32 protein-coding genes are annotated in these 13,538 nt (G+C 67.8%); 30 read left to right on the forward strand and 2 right to left on the reverse strand.

The genetic code is table 11. From position 1 onward, the window contains the following. Positions 1–170 precede the first annotated feature (170 nt). The 19 genes from ID574_RS07815 to ID574_RS07900 all read left to right on the forward strand — a co-directional run bounded on the left by ID574_RS07815 (position 171) and on the right by ID574_RS07900 (position 7,296). The gene (locus ID574_RS07815) at positions 171–341 is read left to right on the forward strand and encodes a hypothetical protein (RefSeq protein WP_188188009.1); all 171 of its coding nucleotides are present in this window, start codon (positions 171–173) and stop codon (positions 339–341) included. Next, positions 334–624, forward strand: coding sequence for a hypothetical protein (locus ID574_RS07820; RefSeq protein WP_188188010.1), 291 nt, complete (start codon positions 334–336; stop codon positions 622–624). The genes ID574_RS07815 and ID574_RS07820 overlap by 8 nt, the downstream gene beginning before the upstream one ends. Beyond that, positions 617–997, forward strand: coding sequence for a hypothetical protein (locus ID574_RS07825; RefSeq protein WP_188188011.1), 381 nt, complete (start codon positions 617–619; stop codon positions 995–997). The genes ID574_RS07820 and ID574_RS07825 overlap by 8 nt, the downstream gene beginning before the upstream one ends. Beyond that, complete coding sequence (locus tag ID574_RS07830) at positions 990–1,703, forward strand: hypothetical protein (RefSeq protein ID WP_188188012.1); 714 nt, start codon at positions 990–992, stop codon at positions 1,701–1,703. Before ID574_RS07825 ends, ID574_RS07830 begins: the two co-directional genes overlap by 8 nt. Then, positions 1,696–2,040 carry a hypothetical protein gene (locus tag ID574_RS07835; protein WP_188188013.1) on the forward strand — a complete coding sequence of 115 codons (345 nt, stop codon included), beginning with the start codon at positions 1,696–1,698 and terminating at the stop codon, positions 2,038–2,040. The genes ID574_RS07830 and ID574_RS07835 overlap by 8 nt, the downstream gene beginning before the upstream one ends. After that, a complete protein-coding gene (locus ID574_RS07840) occupies positions 2,033–2,305 on the forward strand; it encodes a hypothetical protein (RefSeq protein ID WP_188188014.1) in 273 nt (90 codons plus the stop codon). The genes ID574_RS07835 and ID574_RS07840 overlap by 8 nt, the downstream gene beginning before the upstream one ends. Continuing rightward, on the forward strand, positions 2,302–2,514 hold the full coding sequence (locus tag ID574_RS07845) for a hypothetical protein (RefSeq protein WP_223166459.1): 213 nt from the start codon (positions 2,302–2,304) through the stop codon (positions 2,512–2,514). Before ID574_RS07840 ends, ID574_RS07845 begins: the two co-directional genes overlap by 4 nt. Further along, the gene (locus ID574_RS07850) at positions 2,511–2,759 is read left to right on the forward strand and encodes a hypothetical protein (RefSeq protein WP_188188016.1); all 249 of its coding nucleotides are present in this window, start codon (positions 2,511–2,513) and stop codon (positions 2,757–2,759) included. The genes ID574_RS07845 and ID574_RS07850 overlap by 4 nt, the downstream gene beginning before the upstream one ends. Before the next feature lie 4 nt (positions 2,760–2,763). Continuing rightward, entirely contained in the window at positions 2,764–3,522 is a 759-nt protein-coding gene (locus tag ID574_RS07855) for a hypothetical protein (protein WP_188188017.1), read from the forward strand. Continuing rightward, positions 3,519–3,989 (forward strand): hypothetical protein, encoded by a 471-nt coding sequence (locus tag ID574_RS07860; RefSeq protein ID WP_188188018.1) that lies wholly within the window; start codon positions 3,519–3,521, stop codon positions 3,987–3,989. Before ID574_RS07855 ends, ID574_RS07860 begins: the two co-directional genes overlap by 4 nt. Positions 3,990–4,033: 44 nt before the next feature. After that, positions 4,034–4,159: a hypothetical protein gene (locus tag ID574_RS61490; RefSeq protein ID WP_262495949.1), complete on the forward strand. Its 126-nt coding sequence runs from the start codon at positions 4,034–4,036 to the stop codon at positions 4,157–4,159. Then, a complete protein-coding gene (locus ID574_RS07865) occupies positions 4,156–4,395 on the forward strand; it encodes a hypothetical protein (protein ID WP_188188019.1) in 240 nt (79 codons plus the stop codon). The genes ID574_RS61490 and ID574_RS07865 overlap by 4 nt, the downstream gene beginning before the upstream one ends. A gap of 193 nt (positions 4,396–4,588) precedes the next feature. Beyond that, entirely contained in the window at positions 4,589–4,825 is a 237-nt protein-coding gene (locus ID574_RS07870; RefSeq protein WP_188188020.1) for a hypothetical protein, read from the forward strand. A 56-nt stretch (positions 4,826–4,881) separates the two neighbouring features. Continuing rightward, on the forward strand, positions 4,882–5,073 hold the full coding sequence (locus ID574_RS07875) for a hypothetical protein (RefSeq protein ID WP_188188021.1): 192 nt from the start codon (positions 4,882–4,884) through the stop codon (positions 5,071–5,073). 134 nt (positions 5,074–5,207) lie between these two features. Beyond that, complete coding sequence (locus ID574_RS07880) at positions 5,208–6,107, forward strand: tyrosine-type recombinase/integrase (RefSeq protein WP_188188022.1); 900 nt, start codon at positions 5,208–5,210, stop codon at positions 6,105–6,107. A gap of 22 nt (positions 6,108–6,129) precedes the next feature. Further along, positions 6,130–6,414: a hypothetical protein gene (locus ID574_RS07885; protein ID WP_188188023.1), complete on the forward strand. Its 285-nt coding sequence runs from the start codon at positions 6,130–6,132 to the stop codon at positions 6,412–6,414. Positions 6,415–6,421: 7 nt separating this feature from the next. Continuing rightward, positions 6,422–6,781, forward strand: a complete 360-nt coding sequence (locus tag ID574_RS07890; protein WP_188188024.1) for a hypothetical protein — start codon at positions 6,422–6,424, stop codon at positions 6,779–6,781. A 5-nt stretch (positions 6,782–6,786) separates the two neighbouring features. After that, positions 6,787–7,026: a hypothetical protein gene (locus tag ID574_RS07895; RefSeq protein ID WP_188188025.1), complete on the forward strand. Its 240-nt coding sequence runs from the start codon at positions 6,787–6,789 to the stop codon at positions 7,024–7,026. A 27-nt stretch (positions 7,027–7,053) separates the two neighbouring features. After that, on the forward strand, positions 7,054–7,296 hold the full coding sequence (locus ID574_RS07900) for a hypothetical protein (protein WP_188188026.1): 243 nt from the start codon (positions 7,054–7,056) through the stop codon (positions 7,294–7,296). A gap of 3 nt (positions 7,297–7,299) precedes the next feature. On the opposite strand, the gene ID574_RS07905 is transcribed toward ID574_RS07900, so the two are convergent. Continuing rightward, positions 7,300–7,695 (reverse strand): hypothetical protein, encoded by a 396-nt coding sequence (locus ID574_RS07905; protein WP_188188027.1) that lies wholly within the window; start codon positions 7,693–7,695, stop codon positions 7,300–7,302. 143 nt (positions 7,696–7,838) lie between these two features. On the opposite strand from ID574_RS07905, the gene ID574_RS07910 reads away from it, so the two are divergent. Continuing rightward, a complete protein-coding gene (locus ID574_RS07910; protein ID WP_188188028.1) occupies positions 7,839–7,982 on the forward strand; it encodes a hypothetical protein in 144 nt (47 codons plus the stop codon). Further along, positions 7,958–8,329: a hypothetical protein gene (locus ID574_RS07915; protein WP_188188029.1), complete on the forward strand. Its 372-nt coding sequence runs from the start codon at positions 7,958–7,960 to the stop codon at positions 8,327–8,329. Before ID574_RS07910 ends, ID574_RS07915 begins: the two co-directional genes overlap by 25 nt. Here ID574_RS07915 and ID574_RS07920 read toward each other — a convergent pair. After that, a complete protein-coding gene (locus ID574_RS07920) occupies positions 8,326–8,610 on the reverse strand; it encodes a hypothetical protein (protein WP_188188030.1) in 285 nt (94 codons plus the stop codon). The two genes, ID574_RS07915 and ID574_RS07920, sit on opposite strands and share 4 nt — an antisense overlap. A 50-nt stretch (positions 8,611–8,660) precedes the next feature. On the opposite strand from ID574_RS07920, the gene ID574_RS07925 reads away from it, so the two are divergent. From ID574_RS07925 to ID574_RS07965, 9 genes are all read left to right on the forward strand, one after another. Beyond that, positions 8,661–9,170 carry a hypothetical protein gene (locus ID574_RS07925; RefSeq protein WP_188188031.1) on the forward strand — a complete coding sequence of 170 codons (510 nt, stop codon included), beginning with the start codon at positions 8,661–8,663 and terminating at the stop codon, positions 9,168–9,170. Positions 9,171–9,181: 11 nt separating this feature from the next. Next, positions 9,182–10,237 carry a LamG-like jellyroll fold domain-containing protein gene (locus ID574_RS07930; protein WP_188188032.1) on the forward strand — a complete coding sequence of 352 codons (1,056 nt, stop codon included), beginning with the start codon at positions 9,182–9,184 and terminating at the stop codon, positions 10,235–10,237. A 16-nt stretch (positions 10,238–10,253) separates the two neighbouring features. Further along, a complete protein-coding gene (locus tag ID574_RS07935; RefSeq protein WP_188188033.1) occupies positions 10,254–10,541 on the forward strand; it encodes a hypothetical protein in 288 nt (95 codons plus the stop codon). Positions 10,542–10,556: 15 nt separating this feature from the next. Beyond that, positions 10,557–10,964 (forward strand): hypothetical protein, encoded by a 408-nt coding sequence (locus ID574_RS07940; protein WP_188188034.1) that lies wholly within the window; start codon positions 10,557–10,559, stop codon positions 10,962–10,964. A 1-nt stretch (position 10,965) separates the two neighbouring features. Then, entirely contained in the window at positions 10,966–11,178 is a 213-nt protein-coding gene (locus ID574_RS07945; protein WP_188188035.1) for a hypothetical protein, read from the forward strand. A gap of 36 nt (positions 11,179–11,214) precedes the next feature. Further along, complete coding sequence (locus tag ID574_RS07950; protein WP_188188036.1) at positions 11,215–11,868, forward strand: phage tail fiber protein; 654 nt, start codon at positions 11,215–11,217, stop codon at positions 11,866–11,868. 14 nt (positions 11,869–11,882) lie between these two features. Then, complete coding sequence (locus ID574_RS07955; protein ID WP_188188037.1) at positions 11,883–12,578, forward strand: hypothetical protein; 696 nt, start codon at positions 11,883–11,885, stop codon at positions 12,576–12,578. A 48-nt stretch (positions 12,579–12,626) separates the two neighbouring features. Beyond that, positions 12,627–13,076 (forward strand): hypothetical protein, encoded by a 450-nt coding sequence (locus ID574_RS07960; protein ID WP_188188038.1) that lies wholly within the window; start codon positions 12,627–12,629, stop codon positions 13,074–13,076. Positions 13,077–13,151: 75 nt separating this feature from the next. Beyond that, positions 13,152–13,535: a hypothetical protein gene (locus ID574_RS07965; RefSeq protein ID WP_188188039.1), complete on the forward strand. Its 384-nt coding sequence runs from the start codon at positions 13,152–13,154 to the stop codon at positions 13,533–13,535. The last annotated feature ends 3 nt before the right edge of the window (positions 13,536–13,538 follow it).

The raw sequence follows: 13,538 nt of genomic DNA on the forward strand, positions 1-13,538 counted from the left end.
AGAGTGTCGCGACCGCCCCCGTAAACGGCTCTACGGCCGCCACAGCGCCGTCTACGGCTATTTCTGTGGACCTCCGCAATGCTGTGCCGCACAGAACATGCTTGGAGCAGTACCAGCGGCACGTGATCGACCAGCAGTCGCCCGACTACCACGGATAAGAGGAGAGCCGAATGTCGGTTGAAGTGACGATCGTCTGTGACGGTTGCGCCACGCTCCTGGCGGCGGGGAAGACGGCGCAGACCGCCCGCCGCTCCATCCCCGACCACCTGCCCGTGCGGCTGTCCCGCCCAGGCGGCAAGGACTACTGCGACATCGAGTGCGAGAGGGCCGACCGTGGCTGACGACACCGCGCACCTCATCACAAGCCTGCAGAAGGGCTACCTCGAGGCGACCGCCGAGCTGGCCGTAGCCGAGGCCGAGTTGGAGCGGCTGCGCGTCGTCGAGACAGCGAGCATCGGCGCGCACGCGCTCCTGGCCGACGCCGAGGCCGCCATCGCCCGCGTCCGCGAGATCCACGGCCGCGACGACAGCAACCCACACGGGCCCTGGTGCGGCACGTGCACGAACGTCTGGCCGTGCGCCACGTGGCGCGCCCTCGGCGGAGAGGAGCCCGACCGTGGATGACGACTACCGCCAGCGCTGCACCGACGCAGCCATGAAAGCCTGGGGCGAGCAGGCTGTGCTGTGCGACCACAGCCAGATCATCCCCATCGGCAGCATCGTGAACGCCGTCATCGCAGTACGCGACCAGGATGTAGAGACGCTGCGCTCCGAGAACGAGGACCTCCGCAAGCGCGCCGAGCTGGCTGAAGCGGCGATCGTCCGGGTCATCGCCAACATCAAGACCAGCAACCTCGAAGGCGAATGCCCGCCCGACCCATCCGAGTGGCAACGCGGCTACTGGGCCTGCGCCACCAGCGTGATCGGCACTGCCGGTGCGCCTTACGTGGACGCCGCCATCGACGCGATCAAGAGAGCGAGGGAACGCCGTGGATGACCGAGACTACGAGACCGTCGAAGCGGTGGACGAGAACGGCCGCCACATCACCCGGATCATCCACCACGAGCCGCCCGCCTCCGACATGACGCTCATCGCGACCGCTGAGCTTGACCATCTGCGGGCCCGGCTCGAAGCCACGGAGGCCGCGTTGGAAACGCTGCGCGCCCAGCTCGGCGATCACGGTGGCGGTCCGCGGCACTTCAAGTGCGTGCCGATCACCGCGTTCGCCGAGAAGGTGAGCGAGAAGCGGACTGCGTTCGCTCAGCGTGAGGAGGCGGTGAACGAGTGCCGTCGCGCGCTGGCAGAGGTCGCCCGGCTGCGCGCCGGCGAAGCCGACGACCTCCCGACACCCGGCACCAACTACACCCCTGCCCAATGGATCCACCGCTGGAACGACGCCACTCCCGAAGAACGGCTCACACGAGCAGAGCACATCCTCGCCGACACCGTCACCGCCAGCCGCTGCATTGCTGCGGACCACGACGGGGCGGTCGCCGAGAACGAGCATCTGCGGTGCCTCCACGTCAGGGCGCGCGCGGTCGCCGAGTCGTGGCGGGCTGCGGGTATGCGGCGCGCAGATGAGGACGGCGATTCGATGTGGGTCGGCCTCGCCCACGCCTGCGCCCAAATCCTGGCCGCTCTGGACGGCGGCACCGTTGAGGACGCCGACGGCAACCCCATCGAAGGAGGAACCCGTGGCTAACCTTCCAGAAGATGCCGTGAAAGCCGCAGCAGACGCGCTCTCCGGCCATTCCGGCCATTCCGGCCATTCCAGCCATCCTCCCGAGCACTGGCAGACCGAGGCCCAGGTCGCAGTGCAGGCAGCCGCCCCGATCCTGGCCACCCAGGCGCAGCGTGAACTGCTCGCCGCCGCCCGGGCATGCGTGACGTGCGGCGATGCCCATCAGTGCCGGCGGATCAACGACGGCGGCATGGGCCGCGACTCCTGGGCGCACCCGGCCGACGGCCACCCGTACCGGCAGTCGTCGCGAGCAGCAGCCGAGTGGATCGCCCGCCAGATCGGAGAAGCCCATGCTTGAACAGCAAGGCGCCCGGGCCTGGATCGCCCCGCTCGGCACGCCGCTCGACGAGCCTGGCTGGGTCGAGATCGGCACCATTCACGACGACGGACTCGTCTTCGAGCCTGAACCTAAGCCGCTGCCGGATTGGAGCGCGCCGAAACGGCTCACGATCACCTTGCGGGGCCGTGGCCGGTTCGGCTGGCGGTTCTACCAAACCTTCTGGCAGACGCCGGGCCCGCACGCACGGCGGGTGAAGCGCGAATACCACCGGCGGCGCCGATGACTGCCGCCTGGATCGTCACTGCCGTAATCAGTTGCTTTGCAGGGAACCGGGTGAGTGGACGCATCATCTTCCTGCTCAACCACCGTTCTCAGGCGTTCAAGACGATCGACTTCGTCATCCTCGGCGGCGTGGCACTGGTTGCTCTGATGTCGGCGTTCACCGTGCCAGCCCTGATCTTCTATAACCTCGCCACGGAGGTACACCGATGACCGGCCTCTGGATCCTCGCCACCCTCGCCCTCTACGCGGCCGGGTTCATGGCGACCGCCCGCGCCGCCAACATCCTCGACGGACGGTGGGAGTGGCTCCGGCTCGGCGACGACGACGACGTCATGGCCGCCATCATCTGGCCGCTCGTCTGGCTCGTCGTCATAGTTGCGCTGCCGTTCGCCCTGCTCTACCGCCTGGCCACCCGCGATCTACCCGCAAAGAACAGCACCACCGAGGGGGAGTAACACCGTGCCTATCGACCCGAACTCGTGTCCGGGCGTTTGCAACCGCCGATACCGGGAGGCGGTCAACGCCTACGACCTGGCCGTCGACCAGCACGTCGCCGCCATGCAGGAATGGCTCGCCCTGCCAGGCGACGACCGCGGACCTCGGCCGGAACCACCTGAGTTGCCGAGCACTCCGTTCACCGTTGGCGCGCCGATCTGGGACCCCGGCTGTTCCCGCCTCATCCGCGGCGCGCTCGCCGAGCTCGACGACACCGCCGCACTCCTGGCCGCTGCCGTCGACGGGCATCGCGGCGCCGCCCTGGCCGGCCCGAACGGGGCGACCGCCCCGGACCACAAGACGATCGTCGACACCTTGGACGAGGTGTTCGGGTTCTTGGTGGAGGTGGAGGATCAGTGGCGGCAGGCTCGCGGGTATCGGCCGCGCCCGCATCGGGCCCGCGGCGCCCACGCACGGGCGGTGTGCGTGGGCTGGTTGTTGGATCAGCTCGACGACATCCTGCTGCACCAGGGCAGCGTCGAGTTCGGGCTGGGCGTGCTGCGGTGGCAGCGCCGGTTGCGGGCGATGTCGAAGTCGGATCCGGCCAGCCGCCGGTCGCCGATCCGGTGTCCGCGCTGCCGGGAACGCCAGGTCTCGCGGCGTGATGACGGGTATTACGAGTGCCTGTGCGGCCGCCTGTTGAACGAGGCGGAGCATGACCGCGAGTATGCGGAGCAGGCCGACGAGCACGACCACCAGCAGCAGGAAGTCGGTGCGTCATGAGAAAGACCAGACCAGGCCAGGTCCCGAACGTACAGTGGCCCGAGCCCCGCAAGGCGGATCCCGCGTCCTCCCAGATCGTCGAACCTGCCCCCGCCGGTGTGAAGGTCTTTCTTGTCACGCAGGGCGAGTACTCGGAGTACTCGGTTGTGGCAGTGTTCGAGGACGGCCGGACAGCGGAGCGGTTTGCGAGCAAGCTGCCTGACGGCGACGTGCGCGAGATGGAGCTTCTCAGCCGGGATCCACGAACAGTGGTTCGGTACGGCGCAGGCATGGAACGGCGATGGAATCAAGGAACTCGCCAATGGGGCCCGTGGGGCAAGATCAAGACCTGGTCGTACGACGTCTGGGACTTCGAGACGGCCGCCCATACTCCCCAGGTGATCAAGCGGGAGAACTTCATCAGGGCCACTGACTGCGAAAGCCCAGATCAGGCGATTGCCCTGGTCGCTGGAGCGGAGGGATCGTGATCACAACGAGCGCGAGCGCGAACGCTGAGGATCAGAGGTCCGGCATGACGCTGGATGAGTTGGCGGCGTTCGTGCAGAACGCGCTCCGCCACGAGATCCCCGGTGACACCCGGCTATACGTGCGGGTGAACTTGAAGGGCGGCATCAAGCGGATCGAGACGCGGCCATGAGCAGCGGTCAGCCGGATTGGGAGGCGTTCGCCCGCACCATGGCCGCCGTCTCGAAAAGCCTCGAACACGCGAACCGGATCCTTGCCGGCCAGGCGGCGATGGGGTGGGCGTACCGAGGCGACCTTGCCCAGTTGCGGTTGACGTTGGCGACGATGATGCCGGACCAACTCACGGAGTTGTCGATGGCTGCGACGATGTTGGCGAGCATGGCCGACGAGGAGATGAGCAGCCGATGACCTTTGAGGTGTTCAAGCCCTCACACCGACGACGAGGCACGGGGGTGCCGCCTGGACGTCACGCGGCCCGCGACCGAGAGATCCGAACGGCATACGCGCAGGGCGAGAGCAGGACCGACCTCGCCGCCCGGTACGAGCTGAGCCACGCCCGTATCTGCCAGATCATCGCCGAAGATCAGGAGTCGAGTACCAGATGAGAAACTCGATTACCGTGGCAGGCCACGAGGTCAAGGTCGATCAAGGCGATTACGAGACCTTCGACGGCGACGGCAACCCTGTCATCCGGGCGACCGGGCACAGCACGTGGTGGTGCTCGTGCGGGGAGAAGGGCGCTGGCCCGAACGAGGAGACGGCGCAGGCCGTCCACGATCATCTCGGCGTCGACGAGGACGGGGAGATGCGGGGCGGCAGTTCGCGCCGTGCGACATAGGCGCGACACTCCCGTGACTCAATGGGCGTTCAGATCGCCTACCGAAGGAGTCGGCCGTGGCCTACCACTTGCCGGAACTTAACGCGGCACAGATCGCCCTCGACGCCCTCGATCCCCTCGACCCAGCCGAGCGCCGCCGCGTGCTCACATGGTTGATCGGCCGCTACAAGGTGGATGTGACCGACCTCGACCTCTCTATCGCAGTCGAGGCTGCGGACGCCGCTGGCCTACCTCCGGTCAGGGAGTAGAGCCGAAACCGACCTCGCTGGTCTCAGCGGATAACTGACATTATCCGCTGAGACGGCGTAGGATCTCAGTGGATAATGTCGCCTCCGGGGCACGGAAACCCGTGGCGAAACTCAGCGGATAATAAGGAGACTCTGTGGGCGCCTCCGTCATCCCGCTCCACCCCACCCCCGACACCACGACAGCCAGCCGAGACGCGCTCGCCGCGCTGCACCGCCACCTCGACCGGTGCAAACTGTCGGCCAACACGGTGAAGGCGTACAAGCGGCAGTCGCGCGCCTACGTCGACTGGCTGGCCGGACCCGAGGCCGACCACGACGACGCCTTCGCCGATGTGGTCGGCGCCGAGGCCGCCGTCACCACGTGGCGGCGCCACCTCATCGCCTCGAAAGCCTCCGCCGCCTCCATCAACCAGGCGCTCGCCGCCGTCACCCTCCTCTACGCCCAGACCGGCATCCGGATCGACGTCAAACGCGTCCGCATCCCGAAACCCGGCGAGCCCCCCGCACTCACCCGCGCCGAGCAGGGCCGGGTTGAGCGGGCCGCAGCCCGCCGCGGCGCCCGAGACCGGGCCATCATCACGACCATGCTGTACGCCGGCGCCCGCGTCGAAGAATGCGGACGCCTCGACTACGCCGACCTCACCCTCACCGCTCGGACCGGCAGCCTGCGCCTGCACGGCAAAGGCGACGAGGTCCGCACCGTCCCGCTGCCGCCGGTCGCCCGTGAGCATCTCGCCGCCTGGCTGGACGAGCGCGGCACCGCAGACGGTCCGTTGTGGACCGGGCAGCGTGGCCGCCTCACCGATTCCGGCATCACCCAAGTCGTGCTCGCCGTCGGCGAAGACGCCGGCATCCCGGGGCTGCGTCCGCATCGGCTGCGCCACACCTATGCGACCCGGCTGCGGGAGGGCGGCGCCGACCTCGCCCAGATCCAAGCCCTGATGGGGCACTCTTCGCTGGACACGACTGCCCGGTATTTTCGGGCGGGTGCCGCCGAGCGGGCCGCCGTCGTCGACCGCATCTTCGAGCAGTGAGGAGACAGTCCCGATGCACCCCATGAACGACGCCCAGCGGATCGACCACCGCGTCAACGACGAGGTCCACGACTGCATCCGCCCTGGCTGTGGCAAGCGGGCCCAGACCGCGTTCATCGCCCGCGAGCATGGGCGCTTCGCGGGACGGGACATGAAGCCGGGCGACTGGATCGATTTGTGTGCCGAGGACGCTGCTGACGTCTACAACGCGCAGAATCAGACCCGCGCCCAACTCCCCGACTGGTTGCGCGTGGACGCCAAGCCGGACCTGGACGAGCTGCTGCGCGATCTGCATGAAGGGTTGTGATCGGCCGATGGGTGACCAGGACATCCTCGACCAGATCGACGACGTCATCCACTGGGACGGGCACAGCGAAGACGCCATGGAGTGGACATCCGAGCCGCCCAACGCGCTCCAGCTGCCCGCGCCGCCGCGCATCGATTCCGAGGCGACGCAGCAGGCGTTGGAGCAGTTCGGCCGTCAGATGCAGGCGATCGTTGACGTATTCCGGCCCGTCGCCGAGCAGATGGCGCGCAACTTCGTCGAGATCGGCCGGGTGTTCGCCGTCATCGGGAACGCGCTGGAGATGAGCGAACCCTCCGAGGAGGAACGGTTACGGCGGCGGGCGATGAAATCGGAGTACGCCAGGCGCAGGAGAGGAAGGCGAGGGTGAGTAGCGTGAATGACTTGCCAAGTTGGGGCCATGTGATTGCCAGAACGGTCGTCTTTCTCGCGTTGGTGGCTGGAAGTCAGATCGTGGTGGTGTACCTGCTGACGGGCGAATGGTTCGGCAACCCGGATGATCACCCGTTGTGGGTGGGCCCGGTCTCGGGTGCGCTCGCGGTTGTGAACGCGGTGGGAACAGTCGTCGCCGGGCTCATGCTCTCCGAGTCGCAAAAGGAGATCGAGCGTGGATGACCTGGTCGCTTTCCTGCGGGCGCGGCCGTGAGCGACTGGCTGACCGACCTCAAGTTCAGGACCCAGATGAACGGCGGCACACCGCTTGAGGTGGCATGCAACCCGGACGATGCCGACCGGGTCCGCGCGTCCGCCGAGCAGGCTGGTATCGCCGATCTCATAGAGGTCGTGCCTACCTACATCGTCCCGCCCGGCTACGCGTACGTGCCGAACGAGCGGAACCTGTCCGAAAACTTCTACGAGGCGCTCCAGATCGAGCGATGGTTCTGATCGTCAGGGCTGAGCGCCTTCGACATCGGCTCTGCGCAGCGCCTGCAACATGTAGATCAGCGCCAGTCGATGCTGCTCTGCGACGCCGGGCGTCTGCCAGATGTGCTGCGCAGCCGGATCCTTGAATCGGTGCGGCCCGGTCTCCTGATTGTTGTTGCCAGATGTGGACATGTCGCCCTTGAGGAGGCCGTCGATGGTGCCTGCCTCCCATTCGAGCGCGCGTTCCAGCTTTGCTTTGATGAGATCGCTCAGCGGGGATTGCTGGGTACGGATACGCCGGAGATGAGATGTTGAGATGCCTGCACGTGTCGCGACTTTCTCCCACGGGAGATGAAGCGTGGCCCGCCGCTTGTCGATCTCGGAGATGAGTCGGCGTACGAGGTGGCTGTCGATGCTCATGCGGGAAGTCTCGGCGTACTGCTGATTGTCTGCAACTGCTCGCTTATGGGCGACCGCATGAGCGACGAGATGACCGCGACTCCGCTGATAGCGGCTCTCACAGATTCGCCGCTTTCTGTAGTCGGCTGGTATCTATGTGTGCCATGTCTGAGATCGAGCGTCTGCCGTGCGACCTGTTTCCGGTCGCCGACGGCGTGCTCGTCGTGCCGTACACCCTCCCGTTCCTGGTGCCCGACAAGGCGCTGCCGTTGACCGTCGCAGAATGGTTGGGCGTGACGCCGGGTTGAACGCGGTCAGGACCTTGTGTAACACTTCCTGCAGTCACGACACCTATGCCCTCACGCCCAGGCGCGGGGGCTTCGCGCATTTCCGGGGGTGCACCATCGACCCCGAGCCCGTCACCGCCACCACCGCCGCGAAACGCCTCCGCCGGAAGCCGGTCACGATCCGGCAGTGGGCGCGCCGATACGCCGCCCGCCAGCTCGGCACGATCGACCGGGCCGTCTACTACGACTGGGACGATCTCGCCACGATCGACGGGTGCATGGCGCGCGGCGAGGACGTCCCGGCGACACCGGAGGGACGTGACCGGCTGCGGGCCGAACTCCGCGCACGCTGGCGGAACGCCGCCTAGTTCTCGTCGACCAGCCGGATCGCGGCGGGACTGTACCGGAACCAGCCCATGTACCGGCGGTACGGGGTGGCGCTCCACTCGATGTGGCAGTCGAGCCCGGCACGGCCTTGATGCCAGCAGTCGAGGACGCCAGGATGCCACTGGCCGTCATCGCACAGCACGTCGACGACTTTGCGCGGGTGGACGCTGCTCTGCGGGCCGGCGTCGTCGAGCGTGGCCTGCCGCAGCATGGGGCGCGGGTCTTGATGCCACTCCGCGCACGTTCCGGGAACGATCACCATCCCGCCATTCTCGTACACCCGTTCGATGCTCGGCTAGGCGGGGGTGGATCGTGGCCACCGTCCGCCAATACCTCGCACCCGAAGAGGCCGTGTTCGGGCCGTCCGCATTCCCGCAGTACGTCCGCAACTACGGGTCGCAGTTCACCGTGTCGGGGCTCGCCTACGATGCCTCGGCGAGCGAGGTCGCCTACTGGAAATTCGCCACCTTCGGCTACGGCTCCGGCAACATCACCTGCGACGTGATCTGGTACGCCGACACCTCCACCACGGCGTCAGACGGGGTGACCTGGCAGGTGGCGATCGCCGCCATCACACCCGGCGTCGACACCCAGAACGTCGAAACAAAGGCGCTCGCCGCCAACCAGCAGGCCAGCACCGACCTCGGCGGCACCAGCCCACAGAAGCTGATGAAAACCACGGTCACGATCACCAACCTCGACTCGGTCGCCGCCGACGACGAAGTGTGGATCAAAGTCACCCGGCTCGTCTCCGACGCAGGCGACGATCTGACCGGCGACGCCATCCTCACCTCGGTCCGGCTCTCCTACAGCGACACGTAGGAGGCTCCCCGGTGGCTGTCCGTTTCGACGCCGACGGCGAGTCCTACACCAGGTCAACCGGCCTCGGCACAGTCACAAACTGGAGCGTCGCCTGCTGGGCGAAACTCGCCGTAGACCGGGCCGCGACCACCGTCGTCTGGCAGATCGACGACGGCGCCGGCGCCACCTATCTCCGCGTCAACGCATGGAACGGCACCGCCCTAACCTTCCAGACCAGCGGCAACAGCTGGTTCGGGCTCGCCGGCCACACCCTGGTCATCGACGAGTGGACGTTCATCGGCCTGTCATCGACCGCGAACCCCGGCCAAGCCCGCGTCCGCATCCGCACCGCCAGTTCCTCCACGTTCGTCGGCGGCTCTCCGACCCAGGCCAACGTCACCATCTCCGCCGCCACCCTGCGCATCGGCGACGGGCAGGGAGCGTCCGAGTGGCTCAACGGCAGCATCGCGGCGGTCAAAGCCTGGGATGCCGCGTTGACCATGGACGAGCTCGAGCTGGAGTCCTGGCAATACCTGCCGCAACGCACCGCGAACCTGCGCGCCTGGTATCCGTTCGTCCGGGTCGAAGGCACGGACCTCAGCGGCAACAGCCAGACGCTCAGCGGCGGCACCGGTGCGGCCCTCGACGACGGGCCGCCGATCTCGTGGTCGACCGGCCGGCACCGCACCGGCGTCCGCGTCCTCGACACGGTGACGGGCAGCCTGGCCGGAACCCTCCCGACAGCCACCGCCTCCAGCGCGGGCACGGTAACCGTCTCAGGGACGCTCACCGCCCTCGCCCCGGCCGCGACAGCGGACCTGACCGGAAACCTCAACACGAACCATCTCGCCGGTGTCCTGCCCGCGGCGACCGCATCCATGGCCGCCACAGTGGAAGTGTCCGGCAGCGCGGCCTCGACCATTCCCGCCGCGGCGGGAGCGTTCGCGGGCGAGGTGGAGATCCCCGCCAACGACATCACCGTCACCCCCGGACCCCTGGCCCGCGGCTGGCAGTCGACGCCCCCCGACCGCTCGTGGAAGTCCGGAACGGCTGGCCGCGGCTGGAAGACGGGCACGCCCACCACCTGACCGGGAGGTGCCGCGGTTGCTCACCATTCCCAGCCTGTCGACCGAGTACGTGAAGGTCCCGATCGTGGACGGCCCGGCGAATCTGACCTCGTTGACGGTGCAGATGGCGATCGTCGCGCAAGGTCAGGACCCGGTGTCCGGCGACTGGAAGTCAGCGTCCTGGGTTGGCACGTCCGCCGCTGTGTTGATCGGCCCGGCGACCGCGCTGCCGCTCGTCAAGGGGACGACGTACGGCGTCTGGGTGAAAATCACGTCCAGCCCCGAAATCCCGGTGCTCGGCCCGTTCGACCTCCACATCTCCTGAAGGGCGAGGTGAACGATGGCCTTCCGGATCCCCACCGCGGTCCGCAACGCGGCCTGTGACGCGATCGTTGACGCGCTCGACGCCGGCGCGGGCGCGGCCACGATCGAAGTCCGGTCGGGCAGCCAGCCCGCGTCGGCGAACGACGCCGCTGGCGGCACCGTGCTCGCCACCTTCACCCTCGCTGACCCTGCCTTCGGCGCAGCGGCCAACGGCGTCGCGAACCTGGCCAGCACGCCCCGCTCGACCACGGGCAGCGCCGCAGGTACGGCCGGCTGGTTCCGCGCTAAAGACAGCTCGGGCAACACCGTGTTCGACGGCAGCGTCGGCACGTCGGGCGCCGACATGAACCTGAACACGCTCACGATCAGCGTCGGCGTGACGGTCGAGTTGACCAGCGGCACCGTCACCATGCCCGCGGGCTGACGTGGCCGATCAGCACCAGCAGGCACGCTGGTGGCCGCGCCTCCATCTCGCCCTGACCTTCGTCTGGATCGCGTTGATTCCGCCGACCTTGCTGTGGTGGCGGGACAGCGTCACATGGGTCGCCCTGATGAGCCTGTGGGCGAACATCGCCTCGCATTTCGCCGCCTGGCAAGCCGCCCGCACCGAGCGCCGGCTTGACCACGACAACCCGTAACGCCCGCTCGCCGAGCTCCGCATCGGAGGAACTGTCATGCCGTTCAACGACCTCGGCAAGAATTCGTCCCTGAAGTCGGGCACGGGCGGCGGCGTCGCCAACATCATCACCCATGTCGGCGTTCACACGTTGACAGATCCCGGCACCGGGACGAACGCGAACGCCGGGGAAGCCACCGGCGGCTCACCGGCCTACGCGCGGCAGGCTGTCACGTTCGGCACCCCGTCCGGCGGCCAAGTCTCCAACACCGGCGCGCTTACGTTCGACGTACCCAGCGGCACCTACGGGTTTCTGACCTTCTGGAACGCGAGCACGGGCAACACGAACAACTTCCTGGGGTATGCGCCGATCAACGGCACGGTTAAAGGTTTCGGCACCGTCGACACGGCTGGGGTGACGGCGGACGCGATCCAGTCCGCAGGGCACGGGCTTGTAGACGGCGACCGGGTGATGGTCTACAACGTGTTCGCCGAGTCGCTCCCGGCCGGGTTGACCGAGGGCACGATCTACTTCGTGGTGAGCAGCGCGACGGACACGTTTGAGGTGTCGCTGACCAGCGGCGGCGCGTCGGTGAACATCACCGGCTCGGGAGAGCTGTACTTCCAGAAGGTGATCCCCGAGACGTTCGGGTCGCAAGGCCAGATCACGGTCGCGGTCGGCGCGCTCACCCTCGACGCCACCGGCATCTAGCGTCCCGCACGGCGATGGCCGCTCCAGCGTTCGAAGCGGCGGGCGCCGCCGTGGTCGACATTCTCGCGTCGGCCGACATCGCGGCCCCAGAGGGGACGGCGGCAGGCAAGCTCGTCTTGGTCACCATGTTTTTGGACGGCGACGCCCTCACCGTCACCCCAGCGGCCGGTTTTACGGCAGCGGAAGGCATCCCGTCCCAGATCACCGGCGTCAGTGGCTCCCACAGCCTGTACGTGTGGTGGAAGAGGCTCACGGGCGCTGACCTGGGGCCTTACACGTTTTCGTGGGGTACGGACCGCTATGTGGAGACGTTCTCCACCCTCTACAACAACGTCGTCGCCAGCGGGACACCTTTCGACAGCCCCACCGATACGGCCCAGGACACTGCCAACGACACCGTCACACCCGCCGTGGATGTCACCTCGCTGGGCCCGGACAGATTGCTCGTTTGGGGTGGCACGAACTGGGCGGGCGGCGCGTGGACGCAACCCACAAGCTTCGCCAGCCGCTACAACACTGCCGGGGTCGTCTCGCTGGCTGACCGTTCCTGGCCGACCGCGGGCAACTCCGGCCCGGTCACCGGCACGTGCACCGGCAGCGACAAGAGAACCGCTTGGCTCGGCGCCATGATCGGCACCACCGGCGGCGCCGCAGCGGCCGCTTCTCCGCCCTCGCGCCGTCCAGGCATGGGCGCGCTACTCCAGCTCTAACCTCGGACGGAGGCAGCCGTGGCAGCCCAAAGAGGCGTCTACACCGTCGTGTTTCAGGCGCAGACGATCGCCGCCGCGTCCGGCGACTACGACCTGTTCGAGCTGGACGCCGCCGCAGGGAAACCCGTCGAGATCGTGGCGGTGAAGCTCGGCAACAAGAGCGAGACGGGCGATGCCGGCGAAGAGATGCTCGAGTACGCGATTGTCCGCGGCAACACCACGACCGGCAACGGCACCGCCACGACTCCGCGCCCCCTGGACCCTAGCGACGGGGCGGCCAGTTTCACCGCCAAGACGGTGTCGTCGACCCCGGCGAGCGCCGGGACGGCCGTCACTCTCGTCGCCGACACGTTCAACATTCGCGCAGGCCTGCCGGAGATTTATCCGGAACTGATGAGGCCGAAGACGGCGGAAGCTGACCTGCTATGCGTCCGACTGATCACCGCGGTCGCCGACGATGTCACGTTGAGCGGCACGCTCTGGGTGCGGGAACTGTGACACATGCCGCTGTTCGGGCCCGCGGCCTTGCCGCCGCGCCGGCCACGCCGACTCGTTTTCACGCTGGGGGGTGTCGTGGCCGATAGCGCAGTGCCGATCACCCCCGGCAGCGGTGCGAACATCGACACGTACCAGATCGCGGGCGGCGACCACCAGCAGATCGTCCGCGAAGCGCGCGCCACCGCCATCACCACCAACACCTGGACGGTCAGCACGACAGCGTCCGCCTCGCAGATCGCCGCCGACGCAGGCCGCCTCACCGTCGTCATGGTTTCGTTGGCGAGCGCCCGCGTCTACCTGCGGTTCGACGCGACCGCGCCGACCGCGGCCGCCCACCACTGGTATCTCGATCCGGGCGACCGGTACGAGGTGCCGCCCGAACTCGCCACCCTGGCCATCAGCATGCTGGGCCAGTCCGCTGGCGGCACCATCCTGACCACGCTGGCGACGGCGAGCTGAACG

The sequence above is a fragment of the Nonomuraea sp. SYSU D8015 genome, assembly GCF_008065375.1.
Taxonomy (GTDB): Bacteria; Actinomycetota; Actinomycetes; order Streptosporangiales; family Streptosporangiaceae; genus Nonomuraea.

Excerpts from the sequence above, each read along its gene's own strand:
- ID574_RS07815 (WP_188188009.1), top strand. The coding sequence starts at position 171 with ATGTCGGTTGAAGTGACGATCGTCTGTGACGGTTGCGCCACGCTCCTG.
- ID574_RS07840 (WP_188188014.1), top strand. The coding sequence starts at position 2,033 with ATGCTTGAACAGCAAGGCGCCCGGGCCTGGATCGCCCCGCTCGGCACG.
- ID574_RS07845 (WP_223166459.1), top strand. The coding sequence starts at position 2,302 with ATGACTGCCGCCTGGATCGTCACTGCCGTAATCAGTTGCTTTGCAGGG.
- ID574_RS07850 (WP_188188016.1), top strand. The coding sequence starts at position 2,511 with ATGACCGGCCTCTGGATCCTCGCCACCCTCGCCCTCTACGCGGCCGGG.
- ID574_RS07860 (WP_188188018.1), top strand. The coding sequence starts at position 3,519 with ATGAGAAAGACCAGACCAGGCCAGGTCCCGAACGTACAGTGGCCCGAG.
- ID574_RS61490 (WP_262495949.1), top strand. The coding sequence starts at position 4,034 with ATGACGCTGGATGAGTTGGCGGCGTTCGTGCAGAACGCGCTCCGCCAC.
- ID574_RS07865 (WP_188188019.1), top strand. The coding sequence starts at position 4,156 with ATGAGCAGCGGTCAGCCGGATTGGGAGGCGTTCGCCCGCACCATGGCC.
- ID574_RS07870 (WP_188188020.1), top strand. The coding sequence starts at position 4,589 with ATGAGAAACTCGATTACCGTGGCAGGCCACGAGGTCAAGGTCGATCAA.
- ID574_RS07885 (WP_188188023.1), top strand. The coding sequence starts at position 6,130 with ATGAACGACGCCCAGCGGATCGACCACCGCGTCAACGACGAGGTCCAC.
- ID574_RS07890 (WP_188188024.1), top strand. The coding sequence starts at position 6,422 with ATGGGTGACCAGGACATCCTCGACCAGATCGACGACGTCATCCACTGG.
- ID574_RS07905 (WP_188188027.1), bottom strand. The coding sequence starts at position 7,695 with ATGAGCATCGACAGCCACCTCGTACGCCGACTCATCTCCGAGATCGAC.
- ID574_RS07910 (WP_188188028.1), top strand. The coding sequence starts at position 7,839 with ATGTCTGAGATCGAGCGTCTGCCGTGCGACCTGTTTCCGGTCGCCGAC.
- ID574_RS07915 (WP_188188029.1), top strand. The coding sequence starts at position 7,958 with ATGGTTGGGCGTGACGCCGGGTTGAACGCGGTCAGGACCTTGTGTAAC.
- ID574_RS07920 (WP_188188030.1), bottom strand. The coding sequence starts at position 8,610 with ATGGTGATCGTTCCCGGAACGTGCGCGGAGTGGCATCAAGACCCGCGC.
- ID574_RS07940 (WP_188188034.1), top strand. The coding sequence starts at position 10,557 with ATGGCCTTCCGGATCCCCACCGCGGTCCGCAACGCGGCCTGTGACGCG.
- ID574_RS07950 (WP_188188036.1), top strand. The coding sequence starts at position 11,215 with ATGCCGTTCAACGACCTCGGCAAGAATTCGTCCCTGAAGTCGGGCACG.
- ID574_RS07955 (WP_188188037.1), top strand. The coding sequence starts at position 11,883 with ATGGCCGCTCCAGCGTTCGAAGCGGCGGGCGCCGCCGTGGTCGACATT.